An 18,007-nucleotide genomic window follows, 5' to 3' on the forward strand; every position below is an offset into this window, starting at 1 on the left:
CGTACGGTGAATAGTCTCTGCAAACTGCTCGCCCAGCGCCTGGCCCTGGGCCTGCTGTCGCTGCTGGCGGTGTCGATGATCATCTTCCTGGCGGTGGGCATGCTCCCAGGCGACGTGGCCCAGGCCATGCTCGGCCAGGCCGCCACCCCGGAAACCGTGGCTGCGCTGCGCCTCCAACTGGGCCTGGACCAACCAGCGCTGACGCGCTTCTTCCTCTGGGGCTGGCAACTGCTGCAAGGCGATCTCGGCGTGTCGCTGGCCAACCAGCGGCCGATCGCCGAGCTGATCGGCGCACGCCTGGGCAACACCTTCAGCCTGGCGCTGCTGGCGGCCCTGGTGTCGGTGCCACTGGCGCTGCTGCTGGGCATGCTGGCGGCGCTGTACCGCAACAGCTGGTTCGACCGGCTGCTCAACACCAGCGCCCTGAGTGCGGTGTCGTTCCCGGAATTCTTCGTCGCCTACATCCTGATCCTGGTGTTCGCGGTGAAGCTGGCCTGGCTGCCAAGCATCTCCAACCTCTCCCCGGATGCCGCCCTGGGCGAGGTGCTGGAGCGCTCGCTGCTGCCGGTGCTGACCCTGAGCCTGGTGGTGGTGGCGCAGATGATGCGCATGACCCGCGCCTCGCTGATCAACCTGCTCGCCAGTCCCTACATCGAGATGGCCCGGCTCAAGGGTATCGGCCAGGCGCGGATCATCTTCCGTCATGCCTTGCCCAACGCCCTGGCGCCGATCGTCAACGTGGTGGCGCTGAACCTGGCGTACCTGGTGGTTGGCGTGGTGGTGGTCGAGGTGGTGTTCGTCTATCCGGGCCTGGGCCAGTTGCTGGTCGACTCGGTGGCCAAGCGCGACATCCCGGTGGTGCAGGCCTGCAGCCTGATCTTCGCCGCCACCTACATCCTGCTCAACACCAGTGCCGATGTGCTGTCGATCGCCAGCAACCCGCGCCTGATGCATCCGAAGGGGTAGCCCATGAGCCTGTACACGCAATTGCGCCGTGCGCCGCTGAGCGCCAAGTTTGGCCTGCTGGTGATCCTGCTGTATGTGCTGGTGGCGCTGTTCGCGCCGCTGGTGGCGCCGTTCGGCGAAACCGAAGTGGTCGGCGAGGGCTTCGCACCCTGGGGCGGGCAGTTCCTGCTCGGCACCGACAACCTGGGCCGCGACATGTTCAGCCGCCTGGTCTACGGCGCACGCAATACTCTTGGCATCGCCTTTCTGACCACCGTGCTGGCCTTCGCCCTGGGCGGCTTCTGCGGGCTGGTGGCGGCGATTCGCGGTGGCTGGATCGACCAGGGCATGTCGCGGGTGGTGGACATCCTCATGGCCATCCCGCAACTGATCTTCGCCTTGCTGATTCTCAGCGTGGTCGGCACCACCACCACCTCGCTGATGCTGGTGATCGCGCTGCTCGATGCCACCCGGGTGTTCCGCCTGTCGCGGGCGGTGGCGATGAGCGTGGTGGTGCAGGACTTCGTCGAGGCGGCGCGGCTGCGCGGGGAAGGGTTGTGGTGGCTGGTCACCCGCGAGGTGCTGCCCAATGCCGCAGCGCCGCTGATCGCCGAGTTCGGCCTGCGCTTCTGCTTTGTCTTCCTGTTCATCAGTGCACTGTCGTTCCTCGGCCTGGGCATCCAGCCGCCCACCGCCGACTGGGGCAGCATGGTGCGCGACAACGCCGTGCTGATCACCTTCGGCGATGTCAGCCCGCTGCTGCCGGCGCTGGCGGTGGCGTTGATCACCGTGAGCGTGAATTTCGTCGTCGACTGGGTGCTGCACAAGTCCAGCGGCCTGAAGGAGTGCTGAGCATGAAACCGCTACTGCAAATCCGCGACCTGCATATCGAAGGTCACTCCGACGACACCTGGCACCCGCTGGTCAAGGGCATCGACCTGACCCTGCAGCGCGGCGAGGTACTGGGCTTGATCGGTGAGTCGGGGGCGGGCAAGTCGACCCTTGGCCTCGCTGCGATGGGCTACGTGCGCGACGGCTGTCGCATCGCTCGTGGCTCGGTGTGCTTCGACGGCCAGGAACTGGTCGGCGCGGCCCCCGAAGTACTGCGCAAGCTGCGCGGCCTGCGGGTGGCCTACGTGGCGCAGAGCGCTGCGGCGTCGTTCAACCCGGCGCATCGGTTGATCGACCAGCATGTGGAAACCGCCGTGATCAACGGCGGAATCGACCGTGCCACCGCCGAGGCCGAGGCGGTCGAACTGTACCGCGTGCTGCGCCTGCCGGACCCGGAGAACATCGGCCGGCGCTACCCGCACCAGGTGTCTGGCGGCCAACTGCAGCGGGTGATGACCGCCATGGCCATGGCCTGCCACCCGGACTTGATCGTGTTCGACGAGCCGACCACTGCGCTCGACGTGACCACCCAGATCGAGGTGATCGCCGCCATTCGCGATGCGGTCAAGCGCTTCGGCAGCGCAGCGTTGTACATCAGCCACGACCTGGCCCTGGTGGCGCAGATCGCCGACCGTATCATGGTGCTGCGCCACGGCAGCCTGGTCGAGGAGGCTGCCACCCGCACCATGCTCGGCGCCCCGAGCCAGGACTACACCCGTTCGCTGTGGGCGGTGCGCAGCTTCCATACCGAACCCAAGCCCAGCCAGGCGCAGGCCCGGCCACTGCTCGAGGTGCGCAATGCCTCGGCCAGCTACGGCGCCCAGCCGGTGCTGCATGAGGTGTCGCTCAAGCTGCAGCGCGGCCAGACGCTGGCGGTGATTGGCGAGTCCGGCAGCGGCAAGAGCACCACTGCGCGGCTGATTACCGGGCTCCTGCAACCGAGCAGCGGCCAGGTGCTGTACGACGGTGAAGCCTTGCCGGCCGACTACCGGCGGCGCAGCAAGGAACAGTTGCGACGCATCCAGATGATCTACCAGATCCCCGACACCGCGCTCAATCCACGCCAGCGCATCGTCGACATCATCGGTCGCCCACTGGCGTTCTACCTGGGGCTCAAGGGCAGGGCCCTGCGCGAGCGGGTCGCCGAGCTGCTGGAGATGATCGAGCTGGAACCTGCCAGGTTCATGGAGCGCCAGCCCCGCGAACTGTCCGGCGGGCAAAAGCAGCGGGTATGCATCGCCCGGGCCCTGGCCGCCGAGCCGCAACTGATCATCTGCGACGAGGTGACCTCGGCCCTCGATCAGCTGGTGGCCGAAGGCGTGCTCAAGCTGCTTGACCGCATCCAGCGCCAGCTGGGCGTGGCCTACCTGTTCATCACCCACGATGTGGCCACCGTGCGCGCCATCGCCGACGAGGTGATGGTGATGCAGCGGGGCAGGGTGGTGGACCAGGGGCGGCGCGAGTCGATCTTCACTCCGCCTTATCAGGATTACACCGGGCTGCTGTTCTCTTCCGAACCGCAGATGGACCCGGACTGGCTCGACCGCCTGCTGGCCGGTCGCGCCGCTGCCACTACCCAGCCAATTGCCGAAGGACAGCTTCCATGAACGTACTGATCGTCCACGCCCACCCTGAACCGCATTCCTTCACCGCCGCCCTGCGCGACCAGGCGGTGGAGACTTTCAAGGCCCAGGGACACCAGGTGCAGGTCAGCGACCTGTACGCCATGGGCTGGAACCCGGTGGCCAGCGCCGAGGATTTCAGCACCCGTGAAAACCCGGAGTATCTGGTCTATGCGCTGGAACAGCGCCTGGGCGTCAAGAGCGGCTCCATCGCCGCGGATATCCAGCAGGAGCTGGACAAGCTGCTGTGGGCCGATCTGCTGGTGCTGAACTTCCCGATCTTCTGGTTCTCCGCCCCGGCCATGCTCAAGGGCTGGATCGACCGGGTGCTGGTGTCGGGGGTGTGCTATGGCGGCAAGCGTTTCTACGACCAGGGTGGCCTGGCGGGCAAGAAGGCGCTGGTGACCGTGACCCTGGGCGGGCGAGAGCACATGTTCGGCGAAGGGGCGATCCACGGGCCGCTGGAGGACATGCTGCGGCCGATCCTGCGCGGCACCCTGGCCTATGTCGGTTTCGAGGTGCTGGCGCCGTTCGTGGCCTGGCACGTGCCCTATATCAGCGACGAGGCGCGGGGTGAGTTCCTGGTGCAGTATCGTCAGCGTCTGGAACAGCTTTCGGATGACCAGCCACTGGTGTTCCCGCGTCTGGAGCAGTTCGACGAGGCGCTGTATCCGTTGCGATGATGGGTGAACCCGCGTCCACAGGAGGCGGGCAGCCTGGCGTCAGCCGTGCGGTACCGCGCCCTTGCCCGCGCTCCCGGCGTACTGTTCCTTCAGGTGCCCCTGGTCATCCAGCAACCAGGCATCCATGATCTCGCGCACCACGGGCCCGGCCACCCGGCCGCCAGCCTCGCCGTTCTCGATCATCACCGCCACCACGATGGAGGGATGCTCGGCGGGGGCGAAACCCACGAACAGGGCGTTGTCGCGGTGCCGCTCCAGGGTCTTGTCGCGGTTGTAGCGCTCGCCCTGGCGGATCGCCACGACCTGCGCGGTGCCGCTCTTGCCGGCAATCCGGTACTGCGCGCCAGCGGCGGCCGCACGGGCGATGCCACGCGGGTCGTGCATGACCATCTGCATGCCCTGGCTGACCTGGTCCCAGGCGCGTTTGTCATGCAGCACGATGTCGGGCATCGGGTTCGGGTCGACCGGGTGCTCGCCACCCACGGTCATGGCCAGGTGCGGACGGTGCCACACCCCCTTGCTGGCCAGCAGGCTGGTAGCCTGCGCCAGTTGCAGCGGGGTGACCTGCATGTACCCTTGGCCGATGCCGAGGATCAAGGTTTCGCCGGGGAACCAGGCCTGGCGGCGGGTGGCGCGTTTCCATTGTGCAGACGGCATCAGGCCGGGCGCTTCCTCGAACATGTCCAGCGAGACCTTCTGGCCCAGGCCGAACTCGGCCATGTAGTCGTGCAGGCGGTCGATGCCCAGCTTGTGCGCCAGGTCGTAGAAGTAGGTGTCGTTGGAACGCATGATGGCGGTGTACATGTCCACCCAGCCATCGCCGCTGCGGTTCCAGTTGCGGTACTTGTGGTCGTAGTTGGGCAGCTCGTAGTAGCCGGGGTCGAACACGCGGCTACCCGGATTGATCACGCCGCTGTCCAGGCCGGCGATGGCCACTTCCGGCTTGACCGTCGAGCCTGGCGCATACAGCCCGCGCAGCACGCGGTTGAACAGCGGACGGTCGATCGAGTCGCGCAAGGCGGCGTATTGCTTGAAGCTGATGCCCTTGACGAACAGGTTAGGGTCGAAGCTGGGGTTGCTGACCATCGCCAGTACGTCGCCCGTGGCTGGATCCAGCGCCACCACCGCGCCGCGGCGATCGCCCAGGGCCTTTTCGGCGGCTTGCTGCAGTTTGGCGTCCAGGCTCAGGACGATATCCTTGCCCGGCACCGGATCGTGATGGCGCAGCACGCGCATGACCCGCCCCTGGGCGTTGGTCTCGACTTCCTCATACCCCACATGGCCGTGCAGTTCGTTTTCGTAGAAGCGCTCGACGCCGGTCTTGCCGATCGACTGGGTGCCGCGGTACTCGGTGCTGTCGAGGGTCTTGGCTTCCTTTTCGTTGATCCGTCCGACGTAGCCGACCGAATGGGCGAAGTGTTCGGCCAGCGGGTATTCGCGAATGAACTGCGGCTCGACGTCCAGGCCGGGCAGGCGGAACTGATTGACCGCGATCAGCGCGATCTGCTCTTCGCTCAGGCCGAACATCAGGGTGACTGGTTCGAACGGCTTGCGGCCACGGCGCAGGTCTTTGTCGAACTGGGCGCGGTCGTCGTCGGAGAGCTTCAGGACTTTGGCCAGGGCATCGAGCACGGCGGGGGTCTGGCCGTTGGTGCGCTCGCGGGTCATGGTGAGGTTGAAGCTGGGCTTGTTGTCGGCCAGCACCACGCCGTTACGGTCGTAGATCAACCCGCGTTCGGGGGCGATGGGCAGCACGTGCACGCGGTTGTTCTCCGAGACCGCCGATTGCTGGTCGTGCTGCAGCACCTGCAAGACGTACAGCCTGCCGATCAGCACGGCAACCAGGCCCAGGGTCAGCGCGGCGCAGACCAGCAGCCGGCGGTTGACCAGGTGCTTTTCCTTTTCGTGGTCCTTGAGGGGAATCGGCTGTGGCATGGGGGCTCGCTGAAGTGATGACGAGTGAAGGCGAGGGCTGGCCCGCAGTGGGCCGTCTGCGGCCCCAAGGGCCGGGGATGCTACGCAAGCTCGGCGGTCGGCTCAAGGTCGGTCACGGCCAGCGAACAGCGTGACGTGCCGCCCACCCCGGTAGCAGCGCGCTGGCGTGGAAGATGAAAATTCCTTCATCTGACCGCTGGCGCCCGGTCGCCGGCTGCGCACCGCTGTCGATGTCAATTTCCGCCACCTGGCGTCATGAACTGGCACAATCCCTTGTTTGGCTTATTCGGAGACTCCCATGCTGCGCATATTCGAGCGTTGGCTAGACCCCTTCCCACCCGACGAAGCCCCACCACCGCCCATGGGCCTGGCACGGTTCATGTGGGCCTGCACGCGCGGCGCCCGGGGCTATATCGTGGCGCTGGCGCTGCTCAGCGCTGCAGTGTCGATCTACGAGGCCTGGCTGTTCGCCTTCCTCGGCCAGGTGGTGGACCTGCTTTCGACCTGGAAAGTGGGCGATGCGGTGACCGCCGAGGAAGCGAGGGTGCTGTGGGGCGCGGGGGCCGTGCTGCTGGTCAGTATCGGCCTGGTGGCGGGGCGCACGCTGGTGCAGCATCAGGTGCTGGCGATCAACCTGCCGCTGCGCCTGCGTTGGGATTTCCATCGCCTGATGCTGCGCCAGAGCTTGTCGTTCTTCTCCGACGAGTTCTCTGGCCGGGTCACCACCAAGGTGATGCAGACGGCGCTGGCGGTGCGTGAGGTGCTGTTCACCCTGATCGAGATCCTGCCCGGTATCGGCGTGTACTTCGTGGCGATCATTGCCCTGGCCGGCGGTTTCGCGCTCAAGCTAATGTTGCCGTTCATTGCCTGGGTGGTGCTGTTCGGCCTGACCATGGTGTATTTCGTCCCGCGCCTGGGAAAGGTCGGCCAGGAACAGGCCCATGCCCGCTCGTCGATGACAGGGCGGGTTTCGGATGCCTACACCAACATCACCACGGTGAAACTGTTTTCCCACTCCCGGCGCGAGGCGCACTTTGCCCGTGCGGCGATGGAGGATTTCAAGCAGACCGGCTTTCGCCAGATGCGCCTGGTCAGCCTGTTCGAGATCGCCAACCAGGCGCTGGTGGTCGGCCTGATCATGGGCGCGGGAGGTTACGCCTTGTGGCTGTGGCACCAGGGCGAAGTGGGCGCCGGCGCAGTGGCGGCGATCACTGCCATGGCACTGCGCGTCAATGGTATGTCGCACTGGATCATGTGGCAGATGACCTCGCTGTTCGAGAATATCGGCACCGTGCAGGACGGGATGGTGACCCTGACCACCGGCCCCAAGGTCCAGGATGTGCCGAACGCGGGAGAGCTGGTGACCCACGGCGGGGCGGTGAGCTTCGATAATGTGCGTTTCAACTATAACGGCGAGCGCCAGGTGCTCGATGGCCTGAGCCTTGAGATTCGCCCCGGCGAGAAGATCGGCCTGGTCGGCCGCTCCGGTGCGGGCAAGTCGACGCTGATCAACTTGCTGCTGCGTTTCTATGACGTGGACAGTGGCGAGATCCGCATCGATGGGCAGAACATCGCCCAGGTCACCCAGGACAGCCTGCGCAGCGCCATCGGCATGGTCACCCAGGACACCTCGCTGTTGCACCGTTCGATTCGCGACAACATCGCCTACGGTCGCCCCGAGGCGAGCGAGGCGCAGATCCGTCGTGCTGCCGCCAGTGCCCAGGCCGATGGCTTCATCAGCCAGTTGAGCGACCGCCAAGGTAACACCGGCTACGACACCTTGGTCGGCGAGCGTGGCATCAAGCTGTCCGGTGGCCAGCGCCAGCGCATCGCGATTGCGCGGGTGATGCTCAAGAATGCCCCGATCCTGCTGCTCGACGAGGCCACCAGTGCGTTGGACTCGGAGGTCGAGGTCGCCATCCAGGAAAGCCTCGATGACATGATGCAGGGCAAGACGGTGATCGCCATCGCTCACCGGCTGTCCACCATCGCGGCCATGGACAGGCTCATCGTGATGGATGAAGGGCGCATCATCGAGCAGGGCACCCACGCTGAACTGCTGGCCAGAAACGGCACCTATGCGCGGTTGTGGCAGCATCAGAGCGGTGGCTTCCTGGGCGAGGATCAGGGCGTGGTGGAGTCCACCGAATAGGCGTCCTGCGACCGTTCGTCGCCAGGAACGCCTCGCCTGCATCCACAACGGCTGCTGGCGGGTACAGGAAGACAACAGTCATCGACTGTCCAACCGAGTGCCCACCAGGAGTCCATCCCATGAAAATCCCGTTTGCCACGATCCTGCTCGTATCGAGCTTCACGCTCGCGCAACAGGCTGCCCATGCCGCGGTGCCCGATGCCGTCAAGGTGCCCGCTGGCCATACGGTCATGCTCGAAACCGTCGGCGTCGGTGAAATCACCTACGAGTGCCGTGACAAGAGCAATGCGCCGGGCGAGACCGAGTGGTTCTTCGTCGGTCCCAAGGCGACCCTCAGCGACCGCAGTGGCAAGGCTGTCGGCGACTACTTTGGCCCGCCCGCCACCTGGCAGGCCAAGGACGGCTCGAAAGTCACCGGCACCCAGCTTGCCGTGGCCCCTGCGGGCAAAGGCGATCTGCCGTATCAACTGGTCAAGGCGAATCCGGCCGAGGGTAAAGGGGCAATGCACGGGGTCAGCTACATCCAGCGCCTCGCCACCCAGGGCGGTGTGGCGCCGGCAATGGCCTGTACAGCGCAGAACAAGGGGGCGCAGCAGATCGTCAAATACCAGGCCGACTACATCTTCTGGTCTGCAAAATGACGCGTGGTTGAACTGACGCTTGGCAATGGATCATCTACGCTGCTCTACGAGCCCCGGCCGCAAGGCCGGGTGTCAGCGCCGACACAGGACCGTGCCGAGAGTGAATTCATCCGTTACGCCTTTCGATTTCCAGGGTTGCCTTGCCGCTTGCGCGCGGGGTGACCGCAGCGCCTTGCAGGCGCTCTACGACCATGAAGGTTCGCGTTTGCTCGGGGTGGTGCGGCGCATCGTGCGCGATGGTGCCATGGCCGAGGATATCGTCCACGATGCGTTCATTCGCATCTGGACGCGGGCGAGCAGCTTCGATGCGACGCGAGGTTCGGCCCGGGGCTGGATCTACAGCATCAACCGCCACCTGGCCTTGAATGCCGTGCGCGACAGCCGACAGGAGACGGCGTTGGACGACGCGGACATCGCGACCTTGGTTGGGGAATTCGACGACGGCGCCATCTGGTCAGGCTCCGCGAAGATCTATCGCTGCCTTGAGCAACTGCAGCCTGCACCGCAGCGGTGTGTCCTGCATGCCTATGTAGACGGCTGCAGCCACGCGGAAATCGCCAGCCTGATGGGGGCGCCGCTGGGGACGGTCAAGGCGTGGATCAAGCGAAGCCTCGAGGCGCTGCGGGAGTGCATGACATGACGCCGGGTTCAACCGATGACCCTACGCAACTGCTCGACGTGCTGGCGGGGGAGTATGTGTTGGGGACGCTGTCTGCCGAACAGCGCGCTGCGGTGCTTGCGCGACTGGACCGCGAGCCGGACTTGCGGGCGGCTGTCGACCGTTGGGAAGCGCGCCTGCTCGAGTTGACCACGCTGGCCGAGCCGCAAAAGCCAAGCACGCGTCTGTGGCGACGGATCGACCGCAGTATTTCGGAGCAGGCCCGCCAGGTGCGTCCGACAAACCGATGGTGGAGTCGTCTGGCCCTATGGCAAGGCGTGAGCGTCGCCGGTCTGGCGGCGACGGTGCTGCTGAGCCTGGCCCTGCTGACCACCCGTCCTGCGACGACCCATTACCTGGTGGTGCTGGTAGCGCCGACCGATCAGGTGCCCGGCTGGGTCGTGCAGGCCAGCGATGCGCAGACCATCGCGTTGGTCCCGCTGGGTCGGGATCAGGTGCCCGAAGGGATGACCCTGCAATTCTGGACCAAGGGTGAGCAATGGCAGGCGCCAGTCTCCCTGGGCTTGGTCAAGCCTGGCGAGCAGTATCGCGTTCCGCTGCGCGACCTGCCGCCTCTTGAACCCAATCAGTTGTTCGAACTGACGCTGGAGAAGGCGGGCGGCTCACCCACGGGCCGGCCGACTGGCCCTGTGAAGTTCATCGGGCGTTCGGTGAAGGTCATTTGATTTTCAGTTGCTGGTGACTGCCGCTGGGTACTAGTCACATTTAGTTACTACGAAATGGCATCAAATTGCCTTGTCGGCCCGATTCATGGGGGCTGAGCAGGTGGTTTGCCACCCAATGGTCACAAAGTTGTAATACAGCTGCTGCAAAGTGTTCCGGCCATCACACGGAGCGCTTTTCCATGATACGCCTGATGAAGTCTGCTGCACTCGCCGTTGCCGTTTCGCTTAGCGCCACTTCGGCCTTCGCCGCAGAAAACGTCCGCCTGACCGGTTCCGGTGCGAGCTTCCCTGCACCGATCTACCTGACTTGGTTCAAGGATTTCAGCAAGAAGACCGAAGGTGTCACCGTCGATTACCAGTCCAAGGGCAGTGGCGCCGGTGTCCAGGACTTCCTGAACAAGACCGTCGATTTCGCCGCCAGCGACTCGGCCATGAAAGACGAAGAAATTGCCAAGGTCGGCGAGGGCGTTCAGTTGCTGCCGATGACTGCGGGCGAGATCGTCCTGGCCTACAACCTGCCGGGCAACCCCAAGGGCCTGAAGCTGCCGCGCGACGTCTACTCCGACATCTTCCTGGGCAAGATCACCCAGTGGAACGATCCGAAGATCGCCGCTGCCAACCCTGAGCTGAAGCTGCCTGCCACCCCGATCACCGTGGTCGTGCGTGCAGACTCCAGCGGTACCACCGCCGTCTTCACCAAGCACCTGTCGGCCATCAACCCTGGCTTCAAGGAAGCGCTGGGCGAGGGCAACACCGTGAACTGGCCGGCGACCGACAAGTTCATCAAGTCGCCGAAGAACGACGGCGTGACCGCCACCGTACGCCAGACCCCGGGCGCCATCGGCTACATCGAATACGGCTTCGCCAAGCTGGCCAAGGTCGACTTCGCTGCCCTGCAGAACAAGGCCGGCCAGTATGTCGTACCAAACGCCGAAAGCGGTGCCGAAGCACTGGCTGCAGTGAAGATGCCGGAAAACCTGGTGGCCTGGCTGCCTGATCCGGACGGTGCCAAGTCCTACCCGATCACCTCGTACACCTGGATGATCTTCCGCAAGGACAACGGCAACCCCGCCAAGGCCAAGGCCATGCGCGACATGATCGAGTACAGCCTGACCGAAGGTCAGAAGATCGCCGACTCGATGGGCTACATCCCGCTGCCGCAGTCGGTTGTCGACCAGGTGCGCAAAGCGGCCCAGAACATCCAGTAAGACTGCCAGGTTGCGCCCGGCCTGCCTTGCAGGCATGCCGGGCGCCTCTGCCCCTGTCCCGGAAATAATCCATGAACACACCTTTTGCCATTCCGGATAACCCCGACTCTGCATGCCAGCCGCCGTCAACCAAGGATTTCCTGGTCGACCGTACGTTCCGTGCACTTGCACGTATCGGCGTGGTGCTGGTGCTGGCACTGGTCTTTGCGCTGGTCTACGAAGTAGGGCGCAAGGCGCTGCCGGGTATGGAGAAGCACGGATTCGATGTGCTCTTCGGCAGCGTGTGGGACGTTAACCAAGGCAAATACGGCATTCTGCCGGCGATCTGGGGCACGCTCTACAGCGCCCTGATTGCATTGCTGATCGCCGGTTTCTTCGGTGTCAGCATGGCGATTTTCCTCACCCAGGATTTCCTGCCCGCAAAACTCGCTGCGGTGTTCCGCACCATCGTCGAGCTGCTCGCCGCCATCCCCAGCGTCGTCTACGGCCTGTGGGGCATCTATGTGGTGATCCCGGCGATCCGTCCGCTGACCGCATGGTTGAACAGCGAACTGGGCTGGATTCCGTTCTTCGGTTCCTCCTTGAGTGGGCCCGGGTTGCTGCCAGCAGCACTGGTGCTCGCCATCATGATTCTGCCCACCGTGGCCGCCGTGTCCCAGGATGCGCTGACCAGCGTGCCGATGAAGACCAAGCAGGCAGCCTACGGCATGGGCACCACCCACTGGGAAGCCATCCTCAAGGTGATGGTGCCGTCTGCCGCCACTGGCATCTTCGGCTCCCTGGTGCTCGGCCTGGGCCGTGCCCTTGGCGAGACCATGGCGCTGGCCATGCTGGTGGGCAACGCCAACACCATCACGCTTTCCCTGTTCGCCCCGGCCAACACGCTGGCGGCCTTGCTGGCCCTGAACTTCCCTGAAGCCGGGCCGAACGAGGTCGAGGTGCTGATGTACGCGGCGCTGGTACTGATGTTCATCACCCTGCTGGTGAACGTCATCGGATCGCTGATCATGCTCTACGCCCAGCGGGGTAATAAATAATGACCGACCTCACGACCCCTGCAACTGCATTGCCCAGCCTGCAGCGCCGGTTCGAGGGCCGCGCCCTGCGCAGCCTGACCCTGACCACGATGGTCTGGTGCGTGGCCCTGCTGGCCAGCGTGCCGCTGATTTCCGTGCTCTACATGCTGATCACCCGCGGCGGTGCACGCCTGAGCCTGGAGGTGTTCACCGAGCTGCCGCCCACCGGCTTCGAGATGGGCGGTGGTTTCGGCAACGCCATGGCCGGTACCTTCGTCATGGTCGGTATCGCCGCTGCCATCGCGGTGCCGGTCGGCATCCTGGCGGCGATCTTCCTCGCCGAGCTCGGTCCGGACAGCAAGCTTGCCAATGCGTCGCGCTTTGCCGCCAAGATGCTGACCGGCCTGCCGTCGATCCTGGCTGGCGTGTTCGCCTATGCCCTGGTGGTCATGACCACCGGCACGTATTCCGCACCGGCCGGTGGTGTGGCGCTGGCGGTACTGATGCTGCCGATCGTCGTGCTGACCGCCGAAGAGGCGATGAAGATGGTGCCCAAGATCATGAAGGACGCCGCCTACGGCATGGGCTGTACCCGCGCCCAGGTGATCTGGAAGATCATCCTGCCGACCGGCATGCCGGCCATCCTTACGGGCGTCATGCTCGCCGTGGCCCGCGCCGCAGGCGAAACCGCGCCGCTGCTGTTCACCGCATTGTTCAGCAACTACTGGATCTACCACGATGGCAGCCTGGCGGTGATGAACCCCACGGCCTCGCTGGCGGTACTGATCTACAACTTCTCCGGCATGCCTTTCGACAACCAGCTGGAGCTCGCCTGGGCGGCCTCGCTGGTACTGGTGATGATCGTGCTGGTCGTGAATATTCTCAGCCGTGTTTTCGGCAAGCCTAAGTATTGAGAACGGGAGCATCCAACTTGAACGTATCGACTGCGCAAAGAGCCGCTCCGTTGGTCAACCAGGCACCAGTGGTCATGGACTGCAAACTGGACAAGATTTTCTACGGCAACTTCATGGCGGTCCGCGACAGCCATGTACCGATCGAAAAGAACAAGATCACCGGTTTCATCGGCCCGTCCGGCTGCGGCAAGAGTACCGTGCTGCGTAGCCTCAACCGCATGAACGACCTGGTGAAGGGGTTCCGTTTCGAAGGCCACGTGCACTTCCTCGGCCAGGATGTCTATGGCAAGGGTGTGGACCCTGTGGTCGTGCGCCGCTACATCGGCATGGTGTTCCAGCAACCGAACCCGTTCTCGATGAGCATCTTCGACAACGTCGCGTTCGGCCTGCGCCTGAACCGCTACAAGGGCGACCTGGGCGACCGCGTCAAGCATGCCCTGCAAGGTGCAGCGCTGTGGGACGAAGTGAAGGACAAGCTCAAGGTCAGCGGCCTGTCGCTGTCCGGCGGGCAGCAGCAGCGCCTGTGCATCGCCCGTGCCATTGCCACAGAGCCGGAAGTGCTGCTGCTCGACGAACCCTGCTCGGCACTCGACCCGATCGCGACCCGGCGCGTCGAAGAGCTGATGGTGGAGCTCAAGAAGGACTACACCATCGCCTTGGTGACCCACAACATGCAGCAGGCGATCCGTGTTGCCGACACCACCGCGTTCTTCTCGGTGGACATCTCGCAAGGCTCGCGCACCGGCTACCTGGTCGAGATGGGTCCAACCACCCAGATCTTCCAGAACCCGCGCGAACAACTGACCAGTGACTACATCAGCGGCAAGTTCAGCTGATCGTTCACTCGACCGAAGCGGTTGGATGTCGCAGGCCAGGATGGCCGCTGCGACAGTCCGACCGTTTTTACTGTTTTAGTGTTTCCAGAGATTACTTATGCGTGCGACGCGTCGTCTTGACCTGTCAGCGGTAGAACGTGCACTGCGGGATGTGCAGCGGCGTTTCACCGAGCTCAGCAAGCACTTTACCGAACCGCGTGACCCGTTCACCGATGAGGTGCTGCAAAATGTGCTTGAAGGCTATGCCCTGATTGACGACTATGTCGCGCGGGGTATCGACCTGTTCGACCTGCAGCAGTTGAACCTGATGCTGGAGATCAACGCCACGGTGCTGTGTGGTAGCGATCCTGAACGTCGAGTGGAGTTCGCCCAGCACCTGATCGCCACCGAAGAACACTTCTTCAACAACGTCGAAGGCGGCATCAAGGACCTGTACAACTGGTATTGCTCGTATGGCAGCGATTCGGTGTGGAAACGCGCAGCAGGCGTGTATGTTCGCATCCTGAGCAAGCCGCAGCTGTTCATTGAAGGCAACAACCGCACGGGGTCGCTCATCGTCAGTTATCTGCTGATGCGCGCAGGGCTACCGCCGTTCGTGCTGACGCTGGACAACGCCGAGGGCTATTTCAACCCATCCTCGGTCATACGCAACTCTGCCAAGCATGGTGTAAAGGCCTTGTACGAATTGCCCAAGATCAAGAAAAAGTATGCGGCGTTCCTGGAAGCGCAGTCGCCCGATCCGGAAAAATTCTTCCTGGGCGAAGCCGCAACGCCTGCCTGCCGGGAGGTTCGCTGATGGGTCGCTACCCGATGCTCAAGCAATGGCGCGCCGGCAGCCGCCAGGCCTGGCAAGGCGTTACCCGGGCCTTCAGGCGCCCGCGGGTGCGTATCTCGTTCGACATCGACGACACGCTGGCTTGCCTGCCGCACCACAGCCCCGAAGAGCACAGCAAGCTGCCGGGCTTCGTTCACCGTTGGCTGGGCGAGCCGCTGCGCATCGGCACCCGCGCGCTGATTCGCGATCTGCGCCGCCATGGCTATAGCGTCTGGATCTATACCTCGTCCGGCCGTACACCTTCCTACATCCGTCGTTGGCTGTTGCTCTACGGCATCCGCGTCGATGGCGTGGTCAACAGCGATCGGCACCAGCACGTGCTGAACGTCAACGGTCTTGAAAACCCTCCCTCGAAATTCCCGCCGGCATTCGACATCGATCTGCACGTCGATGATTCCGAAGGCGTGCGCATCGAAGGCGACGACCATGGTTTTCGCGTTGTCGTGGTCTGTCCCAAGGACAAGAACTGGGCGCAGAAGGTCATGGACGCTGCCGTCGAAGTCCAGGCAACCCTGGCCTGGCAGCAGCCGCTCAGGCACCAGGTGCCAGTCCAGTCATCCTCCGAGGCACTGTTGTCCTGACAGTGCGCCAGCGTCTGGCCGGCGATCCCGACCCGCTCACCCCAACGGGTGATTCCCCGACGCACAAGCCCATGGCACCATCCGACCAGCGGAATTCCAGGGGTCACAGACGTGCAAATCGATCAGCTCTCATCAGTCCCATGGTTCGAGGCGATGGCGAAAGTCACCGCCGCCATCGGCGCCCAGGGTTTCGCCACGGCGCTGTTCGACGCGCTGGCCTTGGTCGGCCCGGTCAAGGCCAGCACGGTCTACCTCTATCCGCGCGAGGGCTTGCCATCGGCCTGGTCGGAATGCGATGGACCCGGCCCATGGCGGCCGGAAGGCAACGTACGGCGATACCTGTCCGGTTTCTACCTGCTCGATCCGTTCTACGACCAGTGCATGGAAAGGTCCGACTCAGGCTGCTATACGCTGGCCGATGTTGCACCTGATCACTTCAAGCTCAGCGAGTACTACCTGGCGTTCTACCGGCACTCGCACCTGGAGGACGAGATCAACTACCTCCTGCAGCTGGACGAGAGCCTGAGCCTGGCGGTGTCGTTGGCCTTCACCGACGAGCTCGACGAGGCGGCAAAGTCACGTTTCAAGTGCATCAGCCCGTGGGTGCTGGCGGTGCTGACCAAGCATTTCGAGGGGTACCAGGGCCGTGGCGGGCGCGAGGAGAAGGTCTGGGAGCAGCGTGTACATGCAGCCTTGAGCAATTTCGGTTCGTCCTTGCTGACCGAGCGCGAGTGCCGGATTGCCCAGCTCATCCTGCGCGGGCATTCGACTAAGTCGCTGGCCGAGCGTCTCAAGGTTTCCGAAGACACCATCAAGTCCCACCGCAAGCATGTCTACGCCAAGCTCGACATTGGCACGCAGTCCGAGCTGTTTTCCCTGTTCATCGATGCGCTGGCCAATGCCCATGGGGTGCTGGAGCGTGATCCGCTGGAAAGCTACATGAGCAAGCCGCGCTGACGCGAAAACGCCGACGAGTCATCGTCGGCGTTGTCATTCAAGGTCAGCCTGACGCTGGTCAATCGGCCATCTGCAACTCAGGCAGCTTCACCCGGAACGCGCGAGTAAGGCCGATCAGCAACACCAGGCCCAGCGCCATCCAGCACAGGCCGATGGTGAAGGACATGCTCGACAGGCTGGTCCACAGCCACAGCGTGCTGAGAAAACCCAACCCCGGGATCAGGCCGTAACGCATGCAGTTTGCCGTACCGCGCAGTTTCTGGTCGGCCAGGTAGTGCTTGACCACCGCCAGGTTGACCGCCGAGAAGGCGAACAGCGCGCCGAAGCTGATCATGTTGGCGACGGTGTCCAGGCTGATGAACAGCGCACTCAGCGAGACCAGGCCAACCACCAGGATTGCGAAGGCCGGGACGCGTTTTTTCGTCACCAGTTGGCCGAAGGCACGGGGCAGGGCGCCGTCACGGCCCATGGCGAACAGCACCCGCGACACACTGGCCTGGGAGGCCATTGCCGAGGCGAAGCAGCCTGCCACATAGGTGGCGGTAAAGGCGCTGGCCAGCAGGCGCCCGCCTGCGCTGTTCATCACCTCTACCGGGGCGGAGTCCGGGTTGGCGAAGCTGCTCCAGTCCGGGTGCACCAGTTGCGCGAAGTAGGACACCACCAGAAACAGCAGGCCGCCGATCAGCGACACCGCCATGATTGCCCGCGGGATGCGCCGGGTCGGGTCGCTGGTTTCCTCGGCCATGGTCGAGACTGCGTCGAAGCCCACGAACGACAGGCACAGCACGGCAGCGCCGGCCATGATCGCCGAGGCGCTGAAACCTTCATGGTAGAAGGGCGCGGTCAGCGATATCGGCTGCACTTGGGTAGACAGGCTGTTGATGGACAAGGCCACGAACACCACGATGAATACCAGTTGCGCGACCACCAGAATGCCGTTGACCCGGGTCACCGACTCGATGCCGATCAGGTTGAGGAAGGTCACCGCGCCGATGGCGCCCAGTACCCACACCCAGGCGTGGACCGTCGGGAAGTATTCCGACATGTAGATGCCGATCAGCAGGTAGCTGAGCAGTGGCAGGAAAATGTAGTCGAGCAGCAGCGTCCACCCCGCCATGAACCCTGCGTGGGCGCCGAAGGCTTTGCGCGTGTAGGTATAGACCGAGCCCGAGTAGGGATGCGCCTGGACCATGCGGCCGTAGCTGTAGGCGGTGAAGAGCATGGCGCCCAGGGTCAGCAGGTAGGCGGTTGGCAGGTGGCCCTTGGTGATCTGGGCAACCAGTCCGTAGGCGGAGAACACTGCCAGCGGCACCATGTAGGCGAGGCCGAAGAGCACCAGGGCGGTCATGCCCATGGATTTGCGAAAGCGGGTACTGGCAGCGCTCGTATGTGCCGTGGAATGCGCAGCGGTTGTGGTTGTTGTATGCATGGCTGACTCCGGGTGCAG

At 64.1% G+C, this 18,007-nt stretch carries 17 protein-coding genes; 15 read left to right on the plus strand and 2 right to left on the minus strand.

The window, feature by feature from the left end:
* Nucleotides 1-6 precede the first annotated feature (6 nt).
* From ACNFHO_RS13905 to ACNFHO_RS13920, 4 genes are read left to right on the plus strand one after another with little or no spacing between them, the layout of a single operon-like run.
* Complete coding sequence (locus tag ACNFHO_RS13905; RefSeq protein ID WP_416766677.1) at nucleotides 7-966, plus strand: ABC transporter permease; 960 nt, start codon at nucleotides 7-9, stop codon at nucleotides 964-966.
* 3 nt (nucleotides 967-969) lie between these two features.
* Nucleotides 970-1,797 carry an ABC transporter permease gene (locus ACNFHO_RS13910; protein WP_416766678.1) on the plus strand — a complete coding sequence of 276 codons (828 nt, stop codon included), beginning with the start codon at nucleotides 970-972 and terminating at the stop codon, nucleotides 1,795-1,797.
* Between the two features lie 2 nt (nucleotides 1,798-1,799).
* Nucleotides 1,800-3,443, plus strand: a complete 1,644-nt coding sequence (locus ACNFHO_RS13915; RefSeq protein WP_416766679.1) for an ABC transporter ATP-binding protein — start codon at nucleotides 1,800-1,802, stop codon at nucleotides 3,441-3,443.
* On the plus strand, nucleotides 3,440-4,141 hold the full coding sequence (locus ACNFHO_RS13920) for an NAD(P)H-dependent oxidoreductase (RefSeq protein WP_063544558.1): 702 nt from the start codon (nucleotides 3,440-3,442) through the stop codon (nucleotides 4,139-4,141). The genes ACNFHO_RS13915 and ACNFHO_RS13920 overlap by 4 nt, the downstream gene beginning before the upstream one ends.
* Before the next feature lie 39 nt (nucleotides 4,142-4,180).
* Here the strand turns inward: ACNFHO_RS13920 and mrdA are convergent, their stop codons facing one another.
* The gene (mrdA, locus tag ACNFHO_RS13925; protein WP_416766680.1) at nucleotides 4,181-6,076 is read right to left on the minus strand and encodes a penicillin-binding protein 2; all 1,896 of its coding nucleotides are present in this window, start codon (nucleotides 6,074-6,076) and stop codon (nucleotides 4,181-4,183) included.
* 298 nt (nucleotides 6,077-6,374) lie between these two features.
* Between mrdA and ACNFHO_RS13930 the strand changes: the two genes are divergently transcribed.
* The 11 genes from ACNFHO_RS13930 to ACNFHO_RS13980 all read left to right on the plus strand — a co-directional run bounded on the left by ACNFHO_RS13930 (nucleotide 6,375) and on the right by ACNFHO_RS13980 (nucleotide 16,560).
* The gene (locus ACNFHO_RS13930) at nucleotides 6,375-8,228 is read left to right on the plus strand and encodes an ABC transporter ATP-binding protein (protein WP_112898042.1); all 1,854 of its coding nucleotides are present in this window, start codon (nucleotides 6,375-6,377) and stop codon (nucleotides 8,226-8,228) included.
* A 119-nt stretch (nucleotides 8,229-8,347) separates the two neighbouring features.
* Nucleotides 8,348-8,869, plus strand: coding sequence for a DUF3455 domain-containing protein (locus tag ACNFHO_RS13935; protein ID WP_112898043.1), 522 nt, complete (start codon nucleotides 8,348-8,350; stop codon nucleotides 8,867-8,869).
* 100 nt (nucleotides 8,870-8,969) lie between these two features.
* Nucleotides 8,970-9,509 (plus strand): sigma-70 family RNA polymerase sigma factor, encoded by a 540-nt coding sequence (locus tag ACNFHO_RS13940; protein ID WP_416766681.1) that lies wholly within the window; start codon nucleotides 8,970-8,972, stop codon nucleotides 9,507-9,509.
* Entirely contained in the window at nucleotides 9,506-10,213 is a 708-nt protein-coding gene (locus tag ACNFHO_RS13945) for an anti-sigma factor domain-containing protein (protein WP_416766682.1), read from the plus strand. The genes ACNFHO_RS13940 and ACNFHO_RS13945 overlap by 4 nt, the downstream gene beginning before the upstream one ends.
* A gap of 179 nt (nucleotides 10,214-10,392) precedes the next feature.
* Nucleotides 10,393-11,421: a phosphate ABC transporter substrate-binding protein PstS gene (gene pstS, locus ACNFHO_RS13950; protein WP_065863516.1), complete on the plus strand. Its 1,029-nt coding sequence runs from the start codon at nucleotides 10,393-10,395 to the stop codon at nucleotides 11,419-11,421.
* 71 nt (nucleotides 11,422-11,492) lie between these two features.
* Nucleotides 11,493-12,458, plus strand: coding sequence for a phosphate ABC transporter permease subunit PstC (pstC, locus tag ACNFHO_RS13955; RefSeq protein WP_054894154.1), 966 nt, complete (start codon nucleotides 11,493-11,495; stop codon nucleotides 12,456-12,458).
* Entirely contained in the window at nucleotides 12,458-13,351 is an 894-nt protein-coding gene (pstA, locus tag ACNFHO_RS13960) for a phosphate ABC transporter permease PstA (RefSeq protein ID WP_054894155.1), read from the plus strand. The genes pstC and pstA overlap by 1 nt, the downstream gene beginning before the upstream one ends.
* Nucleotides 13,352-13,425: 74 nt before the next feature.
* A complete protein-coding gene (gene pstB / locus ACNFHO_RS13965; RefSeq protein WP_054894178.1) occupies nucleotides 13,426-14,187 on the plus strand; it encodes a phosphate ABC transporter ATP-binding protein PstB in 762 nt (253 codons plus the stop codon).
* A gap of 97 nt (nucleotides 14,188-14,284) precedes the next feature.
* On the plus strand, nucleotides 14,285-14,983 hold the full coding sequence (locus ACNFHO_RS13970) for a hypothetical protein (protein WP_153773923.1): 699 nt from the start codon (nucleotides 14,285-14,287) through the stop codon (nucleotides 14,981-14,983).
* On the plus strand, nucleotides 14,983-15,603 hold the full coding sequence (locus ACNFHO_RS13975) for a hypothetical protein (protein WP_416766683.1): 621 nt from the start codon (nucleotides 14,983-14,985) through the stop codon (nucleotides 15,601-15,603). The genes ACNFHO_RS13970 and ACNFHO_RS13975 overlap by 1 nt, the downstream gene beginning before the upstream one ends.
* A gap of 153 nt (nucleotides 15,604-15,756) precedes the next feature.
* On the plus strand, nucleotides 15,757-16,560 hold the full coding sequence (locus ACNFHO_RS13980) for a helix-turn-helix domain-containing protein (RefSeq protein WP_112898045.1): 804 nt from the start codon (nucleotides 15,757-15,759) through the stop codon (nucleotides 16,558-16,560).
* A 58-nt stretch (nucleotides 16,561-16,618) separates the two neighbouring features.
* Here the strand turns inward: ACNFHO_RS13980 and ACNFHO_RS13985 are convergent, their stop codons facing one another.
* Nucleotides 16,619-17,989, minus strand: coding sequence for an APC family permease (locus ACNFHO_RS13985; RefSeq protein ID WP_153773921.1), 1,371 nt, complete (start codon nucleotides 17,987-17,989; stop codon nucleotides 16,619-16,621).
* Nucleotides 17,990-18,007 lie beyond the last annotated feature (18 nt).

This window comes from Pseudomonas sp. NY15374 (assembly GCF_048068255.1).
GTDB classification, from domain to species: Bacteria; Pseudomonadota; Gammaproteobacteria; order Pseudomonadales; family Pseudomonadaceae; genus Aquipseudomonas; species Aquipseudomonas machongensis.